This is a genomic window from Oceanicola sp. D3 (assembly GCF_006351965.1).
Taxonomy (GTDB): domain Bacteria; phylum Pseudomonadota; class Alphaproteobacteria; order Rhodobacterales; family Rhodobacteraceae; genus Vannielia.
The window spans coordinates 1,416,662-1,431,769 of the sequence record NZ_CP040932.1 but is presented as its reverse complement, the minus strand read 5'-3'; the positions used below and the strand labels follow the sequence as shown (position 1 = coordinate 1,431,769).

General features: G+C 65.6%; 13 protein-coding genes. 7 read left to right on the top strand and 6 right to left on the bottom strand.

Annotated features, from left to right (window positions below; genetic code table 11):
• The first annotated feature begins 79 nt into the window (after positions 1 to 79).
• On the top strand, positions 80 to 775 hold the full coding sequence (locus tag FHY55_RS07325) for a nitroreductase family protein (RefSeq protein WP_140013562.1): 696 nt from the start codon (positions 80 to 82) through the stop codon (positions 773 to 775).
• Between the two features lie 9 nt (positions 776 to 784).
• Here the strand turns inward: FHY55_RS07325 and FHY55_RS07320 are convergent, their stop codons facing one another.
• From FHY55_RS07320 to FHY55_RS07300, 5 genes are all read right to left on the bottom strand, one after another.
• Positions 785 to 1,246, bottom strand: a complete 462-nt coding sequence (locus tag FHY55_RS07320) for a copper chaperone PCu(A)C (RefSeq protein WP_140013561.1) — start codon at positions 1,244 to 1,246, stop codon at positions 785 to 787.
• A gap of 39 nt (positions 1,247 to 1,285) precedes the next feature.
• A complete protein-coding gene (locus tag FHY55_RS07315) occupies positions 1,286 to 1,633 on the bottom strand; it encodes a hypothetical protein (protein ID WP_140013560.1) in 348 nt (115 codons plus the stop codon).
• Positions 1,634 to 1,737: 104 nt separating this feature from the next.
• Complete coding sequence (gene rpmB, locus FHY55_RS07310) at positions 1,738 to 2,028, bottom strand: 50S ribosomal protein L28 (RefSeq protein ID WP_140013559.1); 291 nt, start codon at positions 2,026 to 2,028, stop codon at positions 1,738 to 1,740.
• Positions 2,029 to 2,135: 107 nt separating this feature from the next.
• Entirely contained in the window at positions 2,136 to 3,248 is a 1,113-nt protein-coding gene (locus tag FHY55_RS07305; protein WP_140013558.1) for a DUF2235 domain-containing protein, read from the bottom strand.
• The gene (locus FHY55_RS07300) at positions 3,235 to 5,526 is read right to left on the bottom strand and encodes a xanthine dehydrogenase family protein molybdopterin-binding subunit (protein ID WP_140013557.1); all 2,292 of its coding nucleotides are present in this window, start codon (positions 5,524 to 5,526) and stop codon (positions 3,235 to 3,237) included. The genes FHY55_RS07305 and FHY55_RS07300 overlap by 14 nt, the downstream gene beginning before the upstream one ends.
• A 136-nt stretch (positions 5,527 to 5,662) precedes the next feature.
• Here FHY55_RS07300 and FHY55_RS07295 point away from each other — a divergent pair, with 136 nt between their 5' ends.
• Positions 5,663 to 8,773 (top strand): valine--tRNA ligase, encoded by a 3,111-nt coding sequence (locus FHY55_RS07295; RefSeq protein ID WP_140016036.1) that lies wholly within the window; start codon positions 5,663 to 5,665, stop codon positions 8,771 to 8,773.
• 29 nt (positions 8,774 to 8,802) lie between these two features.
• On the opposite strand, the gene FHY55_RS07290 is transcribed toward FHY55_RS07295, so the two are convergent.
• Positions 8,803 to 10,074 carry an MFS transporter gene (locus FHY55_RS07290; RefSeq protein ID WP_140013556.1) on the bottom strand — a complete coding sequence of 424 codons (1,272 nt, stop codon included), beginning with the start codon at positions 10,072 to 10,074 and terminating at the stop codon, positions 8,803 to 8,805.
• Between the two features lie 173 nt (positions 10,075 to 10,247).
• On the opposite strand from FHY55_RS07290, the gene thrS reads away from it, so the two are divergent.
• From thrS to FHY55_RS07265, 5 genes are all read left to right on the top strand, one after another.
• Positions 10,248 to 12,230 (top strand): threonine--tRNA ligase, encoded by a 1,983-nt coding sequence (gene thrS / locus FHY55_RS07285; protein WP_140013555.1) that lies wholly within the window; start codon positions 10,248 to 10,250, stop codon positions 12,228 to 12,230.
• Positions 12,231 to 12,564: 334 nt separating this feature from the next.
• On the top strand, positions 12,565 to 12,864 hold the full coding sequence (locus tag FHY55_RS07280; RefSeq protein WP_140013554.1) for a DUF2282 domain-containing protein: 300 nt from the start codon (positions 12,565 to 12,567) through the stop codon (positions 12,862 to 12,864).
• Between the two features lie 60 nt (positions 12,865 to 12,924).
• Entirely contained in the window at positions 12,925 to 13,773 is an 849-nt protein-coding gene (locus FHY55_RS07275) for a DUF692 domain-containing protein (RefSeq protein ID WP_140013553.1), read from the top strand.
• Positions 13,770 to 14,471 carry a DNA-binding domain-containing protein gene (locus tag FHY55_RS07270; RefSeq protein ID WP_140013552.1) on the top strand — a complete coding sequence of 234 codons (702 nt, stop codon included), beginning with the start codon at positions 13,770 to 13,772 and terminating at the stop codon, positions 14,469 to 14,471. The genes FHY55_RS07275 and FHY55_RS07270 overlap by 4 nt, the downstream gene beginning before the upstream one ends.
• The gene (locus FHY55_RS07265; RefSeq protein WP_140013551.1) at positions 14,468 to 15,034 is read left to right on the top strand and encodes a DoxX family protein; all 567 of its coding nucleotides are present in this window, start codon (positions 14,468 to 14,470) and stop codon (positions 15,032 to 15,034) included. Before FHY55_RS07270 ends, FHY55_RS07265 begins: the two co-directional genes overlap by 4 nt.
• Positions 15,035 to 15,108 lie beyond the last annotated feature (74 nt).

Genomic DNA, 15,108 nt, shown 5'->3' with positions numbered 1-15,108 from the left:
CCAGCTGCGAAGAATGGCCGACAGGCCTTGATGAGCAGCCCCCGCGCCCGCAAACTCCGCCGCCAAGGAGGCCCCCAGAATGTTCTCAAAAGACCAGCTCGATTTCGAGCCCATCCCCCTGCCCGACCGCGCCGATCTGAGCGATGCCGAAAGCCTCGCCGCCGCCCGCGCCTTCCTCGCCAGCATGGAGCAGCGCCACACCGTGCGCGACTTCTCCCCCCGCCCGGTCGATCGCGCGGTGATCGAGGCCGCCATTGCCACCGCAGGCCGCGCGCCCTCCGGGGCGAACCATCAGCCGTGGCACTTTGCTGCCATAAAAGGGCCGAAGGCCAAGGCCGCCATCCGGGCGGCTGCCGAGAAGGAGGAAGAGGCCTTTTACGCCGGGGGAGGCGGGGATGAATGGCTGAAGGCGCTGGAGCCAATGGGCACCGACCCCGCCAAGCCGCATCTTGAGGTCGCGCCCTGGCTCATCGTGATCTTCGCCCAGCGCTGGGGCGAGTTCTCCGACGGCACCCGCTACAAAAATTATTACGTGCCCGAGTCGGTCGGCATCGCCACCGGCTTTCTGATCGCCGCGCTGCACCACGCCGGGCTGGTGGCGCTGACCCACACCCCCAACCCGATGAAGTTCCTCAACGAGCTGCTCGGGCGGCCCGCCTCGGAGAAGCCGGTGATGATTCTCGCCGTTGGCCATCCGGCGGAGGATGCGACGGTGCCGAAAGCGGCCAAGATCAAAAAGCCGCTTTCAGACATCATGTCGGTGATCGAGGCGTAGCCAGCGCCCTCAGTGGCCCATCTTCGAATGGTCCATGGCCTCCGGCTTGCGCTCGTTGTCCACCGGGATCTCCACCACCATCTCGCCGGCCTGCTCGAAGGTGAGCGTCACCGAGATGGTGCTGCCCTGTTCCAGCGGCGCGGTGAGGCCCATCAGCATCACGTGGTCGCCGCCACGGGCCAGCGCATGGGCGCCGCCAGCGGGCAGGGCAAAGCCCTCTTCCACTTCCATCATCCGCATCACGCCCTCGCCCATGTCCTTATGGGTGTGCAGCTCCACCCGGGCGGCGGCATCGGAGGCGGCGGCAATCAGCCTGTCATCCGCCTCGCCGGTGTTCATGATCTCCATGAAGGCCGCGCCGGATTTGGCCGTGGGGCTGGCAGAGCGGGCGTAAGCGTCCATCACCTTGATGTCTGCGACTGCGGGAGAGGCCGCCATAAGCGCGGCGAGGGTCAAAGCCTTGAGTTTCATCTGTCTTGTCCTGTCTTGAGTTTCTGTCGCGTGAAAATCTCAAGCCAGCGGCGGCCCCCGCGCCTCGAAAACGGCGCGCGCACGTCGCGCCGCATCCACCCTGTGTGCGAGCACCTGCACAGCGCTCACTTCGCCCGTGACCTGCACCGCCAGCGGCGGCGGCGGCACATGGGCCTCCACCATTGCGGCCAGCCCGTCGGGGCAAAGATGCGGTGCGCTCACCGGGTTGCCCTCGGCGTCCACATGCACAACCTGCGTGCCGAATCCGGTGCAGATCACCATCTGCCCCACGGCCGCGCCATGCCCGCGCGCCACGGACAACGCCTGCCCTGCCAGCAGCAGCACCGCCAGCATCAGCCCCGATATGACACGCCTCACCATCATCATCGCGCGCACCCTAGCCCCGCGCCGTCTCGCCGCAAGGGGCCAAAATGAAGCAACCCCGCACGGTGCTGCCACCGGCGGGGTTCACATCTTGCATTCGCAAAGGATCAGGCGGCTTCGGCCTGGGCCTTCTCGATGTCCTTCTTGATCTTCAGCGCCTTGCGCGAAAGATCTTCAGACTTGGCCTTCGCCAGAAAGGCGTCCAGCCCGCCGCGGTGGTCCACCGTGCGCAGGGCGTGGTTCGACACCTTCAGCTTGAAGGGGCGGCCCAGAATGTCGGAGATCAGCGTCACATCCTGCAGGTTAGGCAGGAAGCGACGGCGGGTTTTGTTGTTGGCATGGCTGACGTTGTTGCCAGTCATCGGGCCTTTGCCGGTCAGTTCGCAGACGCGAGACATGGTTTCATCCTCGTGCTCAAATGAGAGAGGCGCGGCCCGGGCTGGGCAGCGCGCCCCGAATTTCGTTTCGTGCGTTTAGGGGCAAAGCCGGGAGGCGTCAAGCCTCGTCAGGGGGCGTCCGGGCCGGAATCCTGCGTTTCCTTGCGCTTTTCCACCGAAGGCCCCGGCCCACCCGAGGCCGGATCGGCCATCAGCGGCGCATCGGGCCGCGCCGTGGGGTGATAGGATTCGCTCGGGTCTTCCATGATCACACGCGCCCGCCGCGACAGGAAGAGCTTGCCCCAGCCCGCAAACCGGCCCACCGAGGGCGCGTTGACGTCCTGCTCATACGCGCCCGCCCAGCCCTCCGGCATCGGCAAGCCGCAGTCCTCCAGCCGCCCCAGCATCCAGACCAGCGGAATATTCGCCAACGGCCGCGCCTTGAGGAAGGGGGTGATATGCCCGCCCACGTCGCCGTGACTGCCGCGAAACCACACCTGCTCCAGCCGCTCGCCCGGCCAGCCCTCGCGGCTGACCCACATCACCGGGGCATAGGCCAGCCGGGTTTCGTCCAGCGCCAACGCATGAAAGCCGTTCTTCACCGCCGCCCCGAGGTTGTGGTTATGAAAGGCATGGGCGTCATTGGTGAACCGCCAGAGCAATGGCAGCCGAACCCCGAGGCTCTTTACCGTGTCCCAGCAGCCCACCGCCTCGATCCGCACATCGTTGTGGCAATAGGCCAGCCGAAAGCGCAGCGCCGCCTCGCCCGCACCGCCCGCGCGATAGTGTCGCCACATCTGCCGGACGCCGCGCACGGTGGCATGGTTGCGCTTGAGCAGCCCCACCGTATCAATGCAGCCCGCCAGCGAGCGCACCGCATAGGCCCCGCGTGAATAACCGATCAGAAAGATCCGGTCGCCCGGCCGGTATCGGCTGGCCAAAAAGCCATAGGCCCGCTGGATCTGCCGGTTGATTCCCCGCCCGGCCACCACATCACCGGTCGAGCGCCAGTCGCGCCACTGAATGCCCGGCTCGTAATGCACCGAAAGCCGCGCCCGCGGCACCGCCTGCCTGAGCAGCTTGAAGGTCAGCCCCGCGTTCGTCTCATGCTTCGGGCGCAAGCTCGACATGGTGCCATCCAGCACCACCACATGGGCAACAGACTCCCGCGTGGCCGGGCGCGGCGTGTTCTTTTCGCGCCGCCCCGGCCAGAAGGAGCCTAGAAACTCACGAAGCGTCACCTTCCGCCTCTTTCAACAGCGCCCAAACCCGCTGCGGGGTGAATGGCACCTGCGCATTGCGCACGCCCTTGTCCCAAAGCGCGTCGATCACCGCGTTGGTTACAGCCGCCATCGCGCCCACCGTGCCCGCCTCGCCGCAGCCCTTCATGCCCAGCGGGTTCTGGATCGAGGGCACCGGATGCGCCTCGAAACCATAGAACGGCAGGTCGGCGGCACGCGGCATGGCATAATCCATGAACGAGCCGGTCAGCAGCTGGCCGTCCTCGTCATACACGGCGTTCTCCATCAGGATCTGCCCCACGCCCTGCGCCACGCCGCCATGCACCTGGCCCTCGGCCAGTGTCGGGTTCACGAGGTTGCCGAAATCATCGACCACCGTGTAGCGCTTCAGCTCCACCTGCCCGGTCTCCGGGTCCACCTCGACCTCGCAGAAATGCCCGCCGTTGGGGTAGCTGCGCCCGTCGAGCGTGGCCTTGCCCTCATGGCGCAGCAGATCCTCGCGGCCCTTCTCGCGTGCCATCTCGGCGGCGTCGATCATCGTCGGGCGGCGGTTGGAGCCGGGTGCGCCAAAGCTGCCATCCTCAAACTCCACCTCATCCACGCCCAGCTCTTCGGCCACGAAAGGCGCGAAGGCCTCTACCATCACGTTGACGGCAGCGATGGTGGCGTTGGTCTGGGTTGTCACCGAGCGCGAGCCGCCAGTGCCGCCGCCCGTGGCGATCCGGTCAGAATCGCCCTGCACCACCCGGATCTTCTCCACCGGAATGCCGGAGCGTTCTTCAAGGAAGGCCGCATAAACCGTCTCATGCCCCTGCCCGTTGGATTGGGTGCCCACCATCAGGTCCACCATGCCATCCTCGGCAAACTCCACCGTCGCGCCCTCGGTCGGATCACCGAGGATCGACTCGATGTAATAGGCCAGCCCATAGCCGCGCAGCTTGCCATTGGCCTCGCTCTCCGCCTTGCGGGCCTTGTAGCCCTCAAGATCGGCGGCCTTTTCCACATCGGCCAGCACCGCATGAAAATCGCCCACATCGTAAAGCTCGCCGCTGACGGATTTGTAGGGAAACTGGTCGGCGGCGATGAAGTTCTTGCGCCGCAGCTCCCACGGGCTGACGCCAAGCTGGCGCGCCGCCTCGTCCATCATCCGCTCCAGCACAAAGATCGCTTCGGGCCGCCCCGCGCCGCGATAGGCGTCCATCTGCGCGGTGTTGGTGTAATAGCCCTTGCAGCCCAGATAGGCCGTCTGGATCTGGTAGGTGCCGGGGAAGACGCGGGCAAAGAGGAACGACTGGATATATTGCCCGAAACCCGAGTTGTAGGCGCCCATGTTCGAGCGGTTCTCGCATTTGTAGGCGGTGATCTTCAGGTTCTCGTCAAAGCCCAGCTCGGCGATGCTCACAAGGTCGCGCCCGCCATGGTCGCTTTGCAGCCCCTCGCCGCGCTCGCTCATCCAGCGCACCGGATGGTCAAGGTACTTGGCGGCCCAGGCCACCACGCAATGCTCCGGAAATTCCTGCCCCTTCAGGCCAAACCCGCCGCCAACATCAGGATGCGTGACCCGCACGTTCTCCTCTGCCAGCCCAAGGTGCCGGGCAAGCGAGGCCTTCTGCCCCCACACACCCTGCCCGCTGAAACACAGGTGAATGCGCCCGTCGGCCCACTCCGCCCATGCGCCGCGCGGCTCCATCGAAACGATCATCACCCGGTTGTCGACGATTTCGAGCTTCACCCGATGCTTGGAGGCCGCCAGCGCCGCATCGGTGGTCTCTTCATCGCCCTGCGCCCAGTGATAGGCCATGTTGTCGGGCGCCTCTTCGTGCATCGGCTCGCCGCCGGGGGCCAGCTCCATATGCGCGGGCAGTTCCTCGAAATCCAACTCGATCGCCTCGGCGGCATCCTTCGCCTGCTCCGGCGTCTCGGCAATGACCACCGCAATCGGGTCGCCCACAAAGCGCATCCGCTCTTCCACCAGCACCGGGCGCTTGGCATCGGCCCCCTTGGAGCCGTCCACATTGGCCACCCGGGCGCCTTCCAGCAGCAGGTCCACCCCGTCGGCCTTCATCTCGGCCGCGCCGGCCACCAGCTTCACGCCCGGCATCTCGCGGGCCTCCTCCAGCCCCAGCGTAACCAGCTTCCCATGGCCCACCGGCGAGCGCAGGAAATGGGCAAACAGCGCACCCTCGGGCACCGTATCCTCAAGATACTGCCCGTGTCCGGTGAGAAAACGCTGGTCTTCCACCCGTTTGAGAGACTGGCTTTTTCCGAAAGCGTTCATGCTGCTGACTCCTCTTCGCTGGTCCGTGAGACACTAGCCTTCATGGCCGCACTGTCCAGAGCCAGCGCGGGCTTTCCCTCTCCCCGCCAAAGAGGTATCCCCTCGCCCCAAGCAAAGCATGAGCCGGAGAGCCGACATGGCAATGGAAAAGACGTTCGACGCAAGCGAAGCCGAGGGCCGCATCTACGCGGCATGGGAGAAGGCAGGCGCCTTCGCCGCCGGTGTCGCCGCGCGCCGCCCCGAGACCTATTCCATCATGATCCCGCCCCCCAACGTGACAGGCTCGCTCCACATGGGCCACGCCTTCAACAACACGTTGCAGGATATTCTCATCCGCTGGCACCGCATGCGCGGGTTTGACACGCTCTGGCAGCCCGGCACCGACCACGCAGGCATCGCCACGCAAATGGTCACCGAGCGCGAGATGGCCGCCAACGGCGAGCCGACCCGCGCCGAGATGGGCCGCGAAAAGTTTCTTGAGCGCGTCTGGCAGCAAAAGGTCGCCTCGCGCGGCACCATCATCGGCCAGCTCAAGCGCCTCGGCGCCTCCTGCGACTGGTCCCGCGAGGCCTTCACCATGGGCGGCGCGGCGGGTGACCCGGACGCCGGCCAAGGCGCACCCAACTTCCACGATGCCGTCATCAAGGTCTTCGTCGACATGTACGAAAAGGGCCTGATCTATCGCGGCAAACGCCTCGTGAACTGGGATCCGCATTTCGAAACCGCGATCTCCGATCTTGAGGTCGAAAACATCGAAACCCCCGGCCACATGTGGCACTTCAAATACCCGCTCGCCGGGGGCGAAACCTACGAATACGTCGAGAAGGACGAAGACGGAAACATCATCCTCCGCGAAACCCGCGACTACATTTCCATCGCCACCACGCGGCCCGAAACCATGCTGGGCGACGGTGCCGTGGCCGTTCACCCCTCCGATGAACGTTACGCCCCAATCGTCGGAAAACTCTGCGAAATCCCGGTCGGCCCCAAAGAGCACCGCCGCCTGATCCCGATCATCACCGACGAATACCCCGACCCAACCTTCGGCTCCGGCGCGGTCAAGATCACCGGCGCGCATGACTTCAACGACTACGGCGTCGCCACCCGCAACAACATCCCGCTCTACCGCCTGATGGACACCAAGGCGAACCTGCGCGACGACGGCGAGGATTACGCCACCTGCGCCACCCGCGCGCAAGCCATCGCCAATGGCGCGGCGTTCACCGAAGCCGAGGTCGACACCCTCAACCTCGTGCCCGATGACCTGCGCGGCCTCGACCGCTTCGAGGCCCGAAAGAAGGTCGTCGCCCAGATCACCGACGAAGGCCTCGCCGTCATGGTCCCCGCCCCGCCGGATGACGAGGGCGAAACCTGCTTTGACGGCGGCATGATGCCCTACGTCGAGAACAAGCCGATCATGCAGCCCTTCGGCGACCGCTCCAAGGTCGTCATCGAGCCCATGCTCACCGACCAGTGGTTCGTCGACGCCGAAAAGATCGTCGGCCCTGCGCTCGACGCGGTGCGCGGCGGCAAGGTCAAAATCCTCCCCGAGTCGGGCGAAAAGACCTACTACCACTGGCTCGACAACATCGAACCCTGGTGCATCTCCCGCCAGCTCTGGTGGGGCCACCAGATTCCGGTCTGGTATGGGCTCGACCTCTCCGCGCCCGACTTCAAGGATGACGAGAACGATGGCGCGCTCGATCATGTCGAGCTGATGCGCCTGCTCACCGAGGGCATGGTCCACACCGGCACCGTGCACCACTGCGCCGCCGACATCGCCACCGTCACCCACAAGTTCAAAGGCGAGCTGGCCGACACGCCCACCCCCATCAGCAACGCCCGCATCGTCGAAGTCGCGGGCCGCGCCGAGGCGATAGACGTGCTCGCCGCCTCGCTGGCCGAATACAACGTCAGCCAGGATCCCACCGTGCTGACCTACCCCGTCTGGCGCGACCCGGACGTGCTCGACACATGGTTCTCCTCCGGCCTCTGGCCCATCGGCACGCTCGGCTGGCCCGAGCAAACCCCTGAGCTGGCGAAGTATTTCCCCACCTCCACCCTCGTCACCGGGCAGGATATCCTCTTCTTCTGGGTCGCCCGGATGATGATGATGCAGCTTGCCGTCGTGGGCGAAGTCCCCTTCACCGAGGTCTACCTCCACGGCCTCGTGCGCGACGCCAAGGGCAAGAAGATGTCCAAGTCGGTCGGCAACGTGATCGACCCGCTGGAGATCATCGGTGAATACGGCGCCGACGCCCTGCGCTTCTCTTCCGCCGCCATGGCCGCCCTCGGCGGCGTCCTCAAGCTCGACACCCAGCGCATCGCCGGCTACCGCAACTTCGGCACCAAGCTCTGGAACGCCGCCCGCTTCGCCGAGATGAACGGCGTTTTCGAGGCAAAGCCCCAAGGCACCCCGCAGCCGCAATCCACCGTCAACCGCTGGATCATCGGAGAGCTGGCCAAAACCCGCGCAGCCGTAGATGACGCCCTGCAAAACTATCGCTTCAACGATGCCGCGCAGGCGCTCTACAGCTTCACATGGGGCACCTTCTGCGACTGGTACATCGAGTTCTCCAAGCCGCTGTTCGACACCGACGCGGCCGACGAAACCCGCGAAACCATGTCCTGGGCGCTCGATCAGGTGCTCATCCTCCTCCACCCGATCATGCCCTTCATCACCGAGGAACTCTGGGCCGAAAAAGGCCACGAAGGCTTCGTGATGCACGCCGAATGGCCCGAATACGGCCCCGAGCTGATCGACGCGCAGGCTGACACCGAGGTCAACTGGGTCATCTCCCTGATCGAGGCCATCCGCTCGGCACGCGCCCAAATGCACGTGCCCGCCGGCCTGCATGTGCCGCTGATCCAGGTGTCCCTCACCCCCGAGGGCGAAACGGCCTATGCCAACAACGAGGCCCTCATCAAGCGCCTTGCCCGCGTCGAGTCGCTCACAAAGGCCGACGAGATGCCCAAAGGCGCCATCACCATCGCCGTCTCCGGCGGCACCTTCGGCCTCCCCGTCGCCGACCTCATCGACATTGATGAAGAGAAGGCCCGGCTTGAAAAGACCCTCGGCAAACTCGCCAAGGAAATCGGCGGGTTGAACGGGCGGTTGAAAAACCCCAAGTTCGCCGAAAACGCTCCGCCCGAGGTGGTCGAGGAGGCGCAAGCCAACCTCGCCGAGCGGCAGGAAGAAGAAGCCAAGTTGAAAGAGGCCCTCGCTCGCCTCGCAGAGATCGGATGATGTAGGGTGGGCAATCTGCCCACCTTTCCTCAGACCTCCTTCATCGCAAAGGCCAGCGCCGCCCCCCCGGCGGCGATCACGGCAAAGACCGCCAGCACCACCCCCGGCCCCGTCACCGAGGCCAGCACGCCAAAGGCGCCGCCACACAGCAGCGCCACGCCCACGGTGGTGTTGGCCACCGCCGTGTAGCTCGCCCGCTGCGCCTCCGGCGCAAGGTTCACAAGATAGGTCGAGCGCCCGACGCGCACGCCGCGATAGCTCACCATAAGGCCAAACAGCACCAGTGGCGCTGCCCATGCCGTGCCCATCGCGCCCGCAAGCAGCACCGCCGCCGCCAGAAAGCCCGCCGCCACCGCGCCCGAAATCGCCAGCACCAGCCGTGAGGACCGGTCCGCCAGCCGCCCCCAGATCCAGCCCGAGATCAGCCCTGCCAGCGCCGAGGCCGCCAGCATCGCGCCCAAGGCACCCCAGCGGTCATCCCCTGCCTGCCCGGCCAGCATCACCAGGTAGGGCGGCGCAAGCGCGGTGGGCAAAAGCAGCACCCGGGCCAGCACGAAGCGGCGCAGGTCGGCATCCTCCCGCAGCAGCACCAACTGCCCCAAACCAGTCGCCTCGCCTTCGGCATCGCCGGGCCGGTCCTCCTCGCGAATTGTCGCAAATATGCAAGCCGCCCCCAGCCAGGCCGCCCCTGCCAGCGCAATCGCACCGGCCACAAGTTGAAATCTTTCAAGCAGCCCCAGCATCAGTAGGCCCGCAAACAGCAGCACCCCCGCCGAGGCAAGAGAGGCCGCAAAGCCCGTCACCGTGCCCCGGCGCGGCTTGTCCACCGTCTTGCCCAGAACATCCTTGTAGCTCACCGAGCACACGCTGCGCGCCACCGCCAAAACCGCCAGCGCCGCTACAATCACTACGCCTGCCGCCCAGCCTTCCAGCAAAAGCGCCGCCGCCAAAATCACCAGCGCCGCCACGCCCTGCCCCGCCGCGCCGCCAGCCCAAGCCCACTTGCGCCGCCCCATCGCCCGGATTCGCGCCGCGGTGAAAAGCTGCGGCACCAACGCCCCGGCCTCGCGCACCGGCACCAGCAGGCCCGTCAACGCCGCCGGTGCACCCAGCGCGCCCATCAGCCAGCTCAGCACCAGTTTCGGGTCAATCAATCCATCCGCCAGCTTCGAGAGCGACAGCGACGCCGCGTGGCGAAAGAAGTTTCCCGCCTCCGCCTCCCGCGCTTCCTGCGTGATATCCTCGGCCCGCTCCGGGCCATCCTCTGTCAGCGTCTCAAACGCCCGGTCTGCAATTGCCATGCAAGCTATACGCCCCAACGCCCCGCCGGTTCATTTTCTTGCCAAAAATACTCAATCCCGCCCGCGCCACCGGCCCGGCAGTTGACACTGCCCGCAACGCCCGCCAAAGAACCCCCACGACATAACCCGCAACCGGGCGTTCCGTGGGCGCCAAACCGACGAGGAGAGCCGATATGGCCCAAATCTCTCTCACCTTCCCCGATGGCAATGCACGCGACTACGAGGCCGGAGTCACCCCCGCCGAAGTTGCCGCCTCCATCTCCAAATCCCTCGCCAAATCCGCCATCTCCGCCATGGTCGACGGCAAGCACCATGATCTCGCATGGCCGATCGAGGCCGATGCCCAGATCGCCATCAACACCATGAAGGATGACGCCCCCGCGCTGGAGCTCATCCGCCACGACTTCGCCCACGTCATGGCCCGCGCCGTGCAGGCGCTCTGGCCCGATGTAAAGGTCACCATCGGCCCGGTGATCGAGAACGGCTGGTATTACGACTTCGATCGCGCCGAACCCTTCACCCCCGAAGATCTCGGCCAGATCGAAAAGAAGATGAAGGAAATCATCAACAAGCGCGATCCGGTCCGCACCGAGGTCTGGCCGCGCGACAAGGCCGTGGCGCATTACGAAGCCAACAACGAGCCCTACAAGGTTGAGCTGATCGAGGCGATCCCGGGCGATGAGCCGCTGCGGATGTATTGGCACGGCGACTGGCAGGATCTCTGCCGCGGCCCCCACCTCCAGCACACCGGCCAGCTTCCGGCCGATGCCTTCAAGCTGATGAGCGTCGCCGGGGCCTACTGGCGCGGCGACAGCAGCCGCCAGATGCTCCAGCGCATCTACGGCGTCGCCTTCAAGAACCGCGAAGACCTGAAGGCCCATCTCACCTTCCTCGAAGAGGCCGAAAAGCGCGACCACCGCCGCCTCGGGCGCGAGATGGACCTCTTCCACATGCAGGAAGAGGCCCCCGGCCAGGTCTTCTGGCACCCCAACGGCTGGACGATCTACACCGCCCTGCAAGACTACATGCGCCGCAAGCAGCGCGCCGGCGGCTACCGCGAGATCAACACGCCCCAAGTGGTCGACCGCAAGCTCTGGGAGGCCTCCGGCCACTGGGAAAAGTACCAGCACCACATGTTCCTCGTCGAAGTCGACGAAAGCCGCGATGGCGAGAACGACGATGCGACCAAGGCCAAGAACAAGGACCAGACCCGCATCAACGCGCTGAAGCCGATGAACTGCCCCTGCCACGTGCAGGTCTTCAACCAAGGCCTCAAGAGCTACCGTGACCTGCCACTGCGGCTGGCCGAGTTTGGCTCCTGCGCCCGCTTCGAGCCCTCTGGCGCGCTCCACGGCATCATGCGGGTGCGCGGCTTCACGCAGGATGACGCGCATATCTTCTGCACCGAGGAGCAGATTCAGGAAGAATGCGCCCGCTTCATCGACTTCACCGCCGAAATCTACCGCGAGCTTGGCTTCGACAACTTCGAAATCAAGTTCGCCACCCGGCCTGAAAAGCGCGTCGGCTCCGAAGAGAGCTGGGATTATGTCGAGAACGCCCTCGAAGGCGCCATCAAGGCCGTGGGCCGCGACTACACGCTTGAGCCGGGCGACGGTGCCTTCTACGGCCCCAAGCTCGACTTCTACCTGACCGACGCCATCGGCCGGGTCTGGCAATGCGGCACCTTCCAGGTGGACCCGAACCTGCCCGAACGCCTCGGCGCGGGCTACATCGGGCAAGACGGCGACAAGCACCGCCCCTTCATGCTGCACCGCGCCTGCCTTGGCAGCTTCGAGCGGTTCATCGGCATCCTGATCGAAAACTGGGAAGGCAAGCTGCCGTTCTGGCTCGCCCCCCGGCAGGTTGTCGTCGCCTCCATCACCTCGGAGGCCGATGATTACGTCAACGAGGTCGTCGCCGAGCTGCAGGCCAAGGGCATCCGCGCCGAGGCCGACATTCGCAACGAAAAGATCAACTACAAGGTCCGCGAGCACTCGGTCGGCAAGGTGCCCGTCATCCTCGCCTGCGGGGGCCGCGAGGTGGAAGAGCGCACCGTTTCTGTCCGCCGCCTTGGCGAAAAACAGACCTCGGTTCAAAGCCTTGCGGATATCATCGCAAGCCTCGCCGCCGAGGCCACGCCCCCCGATCTGGCGTAACATCCCTGACAGCCACGTGAGCGCCGCCCCGCACCCCGCCGGGCGGCGCTTTCATTTTGTAACCATATGTCGGCCCCTCACGGCTTTGTGGGGGCGAATGTTACAAAACACCGCAAGCACCTCACGATCTTAACTCCAAATTTTCAACGCCTTAGCCGTTTGAGCCAATTTTTCTGCACCGCAAAAACCCATGCCCCACATAACGGCCCCGTGTGTTCACAGGCCTGTCAATGGCGCGTGATCACCCGCAGCGACTAGCTTTTTGACATCCCCGGATGGATGACCCGGGGCCACGATACACCGTGAAAAACCAAACCAACCCAAGGGGATACCCATGTCCAAAACCGTCAAAACCCTCGCCGTTGCCGCTTCGGTCGCCGCTGCCATGACCGCCGCTCACACCGCCTCCGCGCAAGAGCAGGAAAAGTGCTACGGCGTTTCCATGGCTGGCGAAAACGACTGCGCCGCCGGCCCCGGCACCACCTGCAAGGGCACCTCGACCGTGGACTACCAGGGCAACGCCTGGACCCTCGTGCCCGCCGGCACCTGCGCCGACATCGAGCTGCCCGCCATGGGTGACACCGCTCGCATGGGCTCCCTTGAGCCGCTCGAGCGCGACCTGCCCAAGTCCTAAAGCCTTCGCGCCCGGCTCCACGGGGCCGGGCGCACCCCTCGTCCTTGCCAGAGGTGCCCCATGTCCTCACCAGATTTCCGCCTGCCCGCCGGGGTTGGCGTTGGCTACAAGGCCCAGCATTTCAATGACTTGGTGAATGACCCGGGCAGCGTGAGCTGGCTCGAAATCCACGCCGAGAACTACATGGGCGACGGTGGCCGCCCGCTGGCCCAGCTCCGCCACCTTGCCGAGCGCTTTCCCATCTCCGTCCACGGCGTTGGCCTATCCATCGGCGGCGAAGCCCCGCTGGACGCCGACCATCTCGCCCGCCTCAAGCACCTTTGCGACTGGCTCCAGCCCGCCAGCTTCTCCGAACACCTCGCATGGTCCACCCACGAGGGCGCCTTCCTGAACGATCTGCTCCCGCTGCCCTACACCGAGGCCACGCTCACCCGCGTCTGCGACCACATTGACCAGCTTCAGGCCATAATTGGCCGCGCGATGATGCTCGAAAACCCCTCCACCTACCTCACCTTCACCGAAAGCGAGATGGAAGAAACCGACTTTCTGGCCGAGATCGCCCGCCGCACCGGCTGCGGATTACTGTTGGATGTCAACAACGTATACGTCGCCTGCACCAACCAGCAGCGCGACCCGCTTGACTATATCGAACATTTCCCGCTTTCCGCCGTCCACGAGATCCACCTCGGCGGGCACGACGAGCAAGCCGATGAGCATGGCGACCCTCTGCTGATCGACAGCCACGATGCCCATGTGGTCGACCGGGTCTGGCAGCTCTATGCCGACACCATCCGCCGCTCCGGCCCCCGCCCAACCCTGATCGAATGGGATGCCGACATCCCCGACTATCCAACACTCGAAGCCGAGGCCGCCCGCGCCGCCGACATTCTCCAGCCGGTCGCCGCATGAGCCAATCCGCCTTCCATAGCGCCCTCCTCGCGCCGGATGCCCCCGTGCCCGACGGCTTGGTTGACCCAAAGGGCCGCCCCGCTGGCAAGCGCTTCGATGTCTATCGCAACAACGTTGTCGTCTCCCTCAGCGAGGCGCTGGCAGAGGCCTTCCCCGTCGTGCTCAAGATCGTTGGTGACGAGTTTTTCAGTGCAATGGCCGGCCACTACGTGCGCGCCGAGCCACCCCGCGATCCGCGCATCGCGACATGGGGCACCAGCTTCCCGGCCTTCCTCAAGGCCTTCCCGCCCGTCGCCCACATCGCCTACCTCGCAGATGTCGCCCGGCTGGAGCAGGCCCTGCGCGAAAGCTACCACGCGGCCGACAGCACCCCGGCCGACCCGGCTGAGATCACGCCGCAGAGCCGCCTCGTGCTGGCACCCTCCCTGCGCTCCGTCGCTTCGCCCTACCCCATTCACGCCATCTGGCTCTATACCCGTGGCGAAGGCCCCAAGCCCGAGGCGCAGGCCCAAACCGTTCTCGTCACCCGCCCGGGGTTTGACCCGCAGCTCACCCCGCTGCCCCCCGCCGCAGGTGCCTTTCTCGCCGCGCTTCTTCGCGGTGACACCCTCGAAGAGGCCACGCCCGATGGCCTCGACATCACCAGCACCCTCGCCGCCCTGATCTCTGGCGGCGCAATCACGGAGGTTCAGCCATGACCCGCCTTCTCAGCCTCTACGATGCCGCCGTCCTCCGCCTCGAAGGGGCCGCGCCTTGGCTTATCCCCAGCCTCGCCCGCCTCGTCTTCGCCGGGGTGCTGCTGGTCTATTACCTCAACTCCGGCCTCTCCAAATTTGGCGAAGGGGTGCTTGGCCTCTTCCGGCCCGACGCCGGGGCCTATGTCACCATCTTCCCCAAGGCGATGGAGGCGGTGAGCTATGACATCTCGCAGCTTGGCGTCTTTCACTGGGCCGTCACCCTCGCGGGCACATGGGCCGAGGTGCTGCTGCCGGTTGCCATCGTCATCGGCCTCTTCACCCGGCTGGCCTCTGCGGCGATGATCGGCTTCGTGCTCGTGCAAAGCGTGGTTGATGTCCACGGCCACGGCGTAAGCGGCGGTGATATCGGCGCGTGGTTCGATGTGTCCTCGGATGCCCTGCTGCTCGATCAGCGCGCCTTCTGGATCTTCGCGCTCGGCGTGCTGGTGCTACGCGGCGCGGGGCCGATCTCGGTGGATCGCGCGCTCACCGCCTTGCGCAGCCCCAGCGCGGCCCCCGCCTGACCGCACCCAACTGCGCGGCGCGTTAACCCTCCGCCATTTTGCAAAAATTCCCTGTGCATCAGATGTGCATAGGA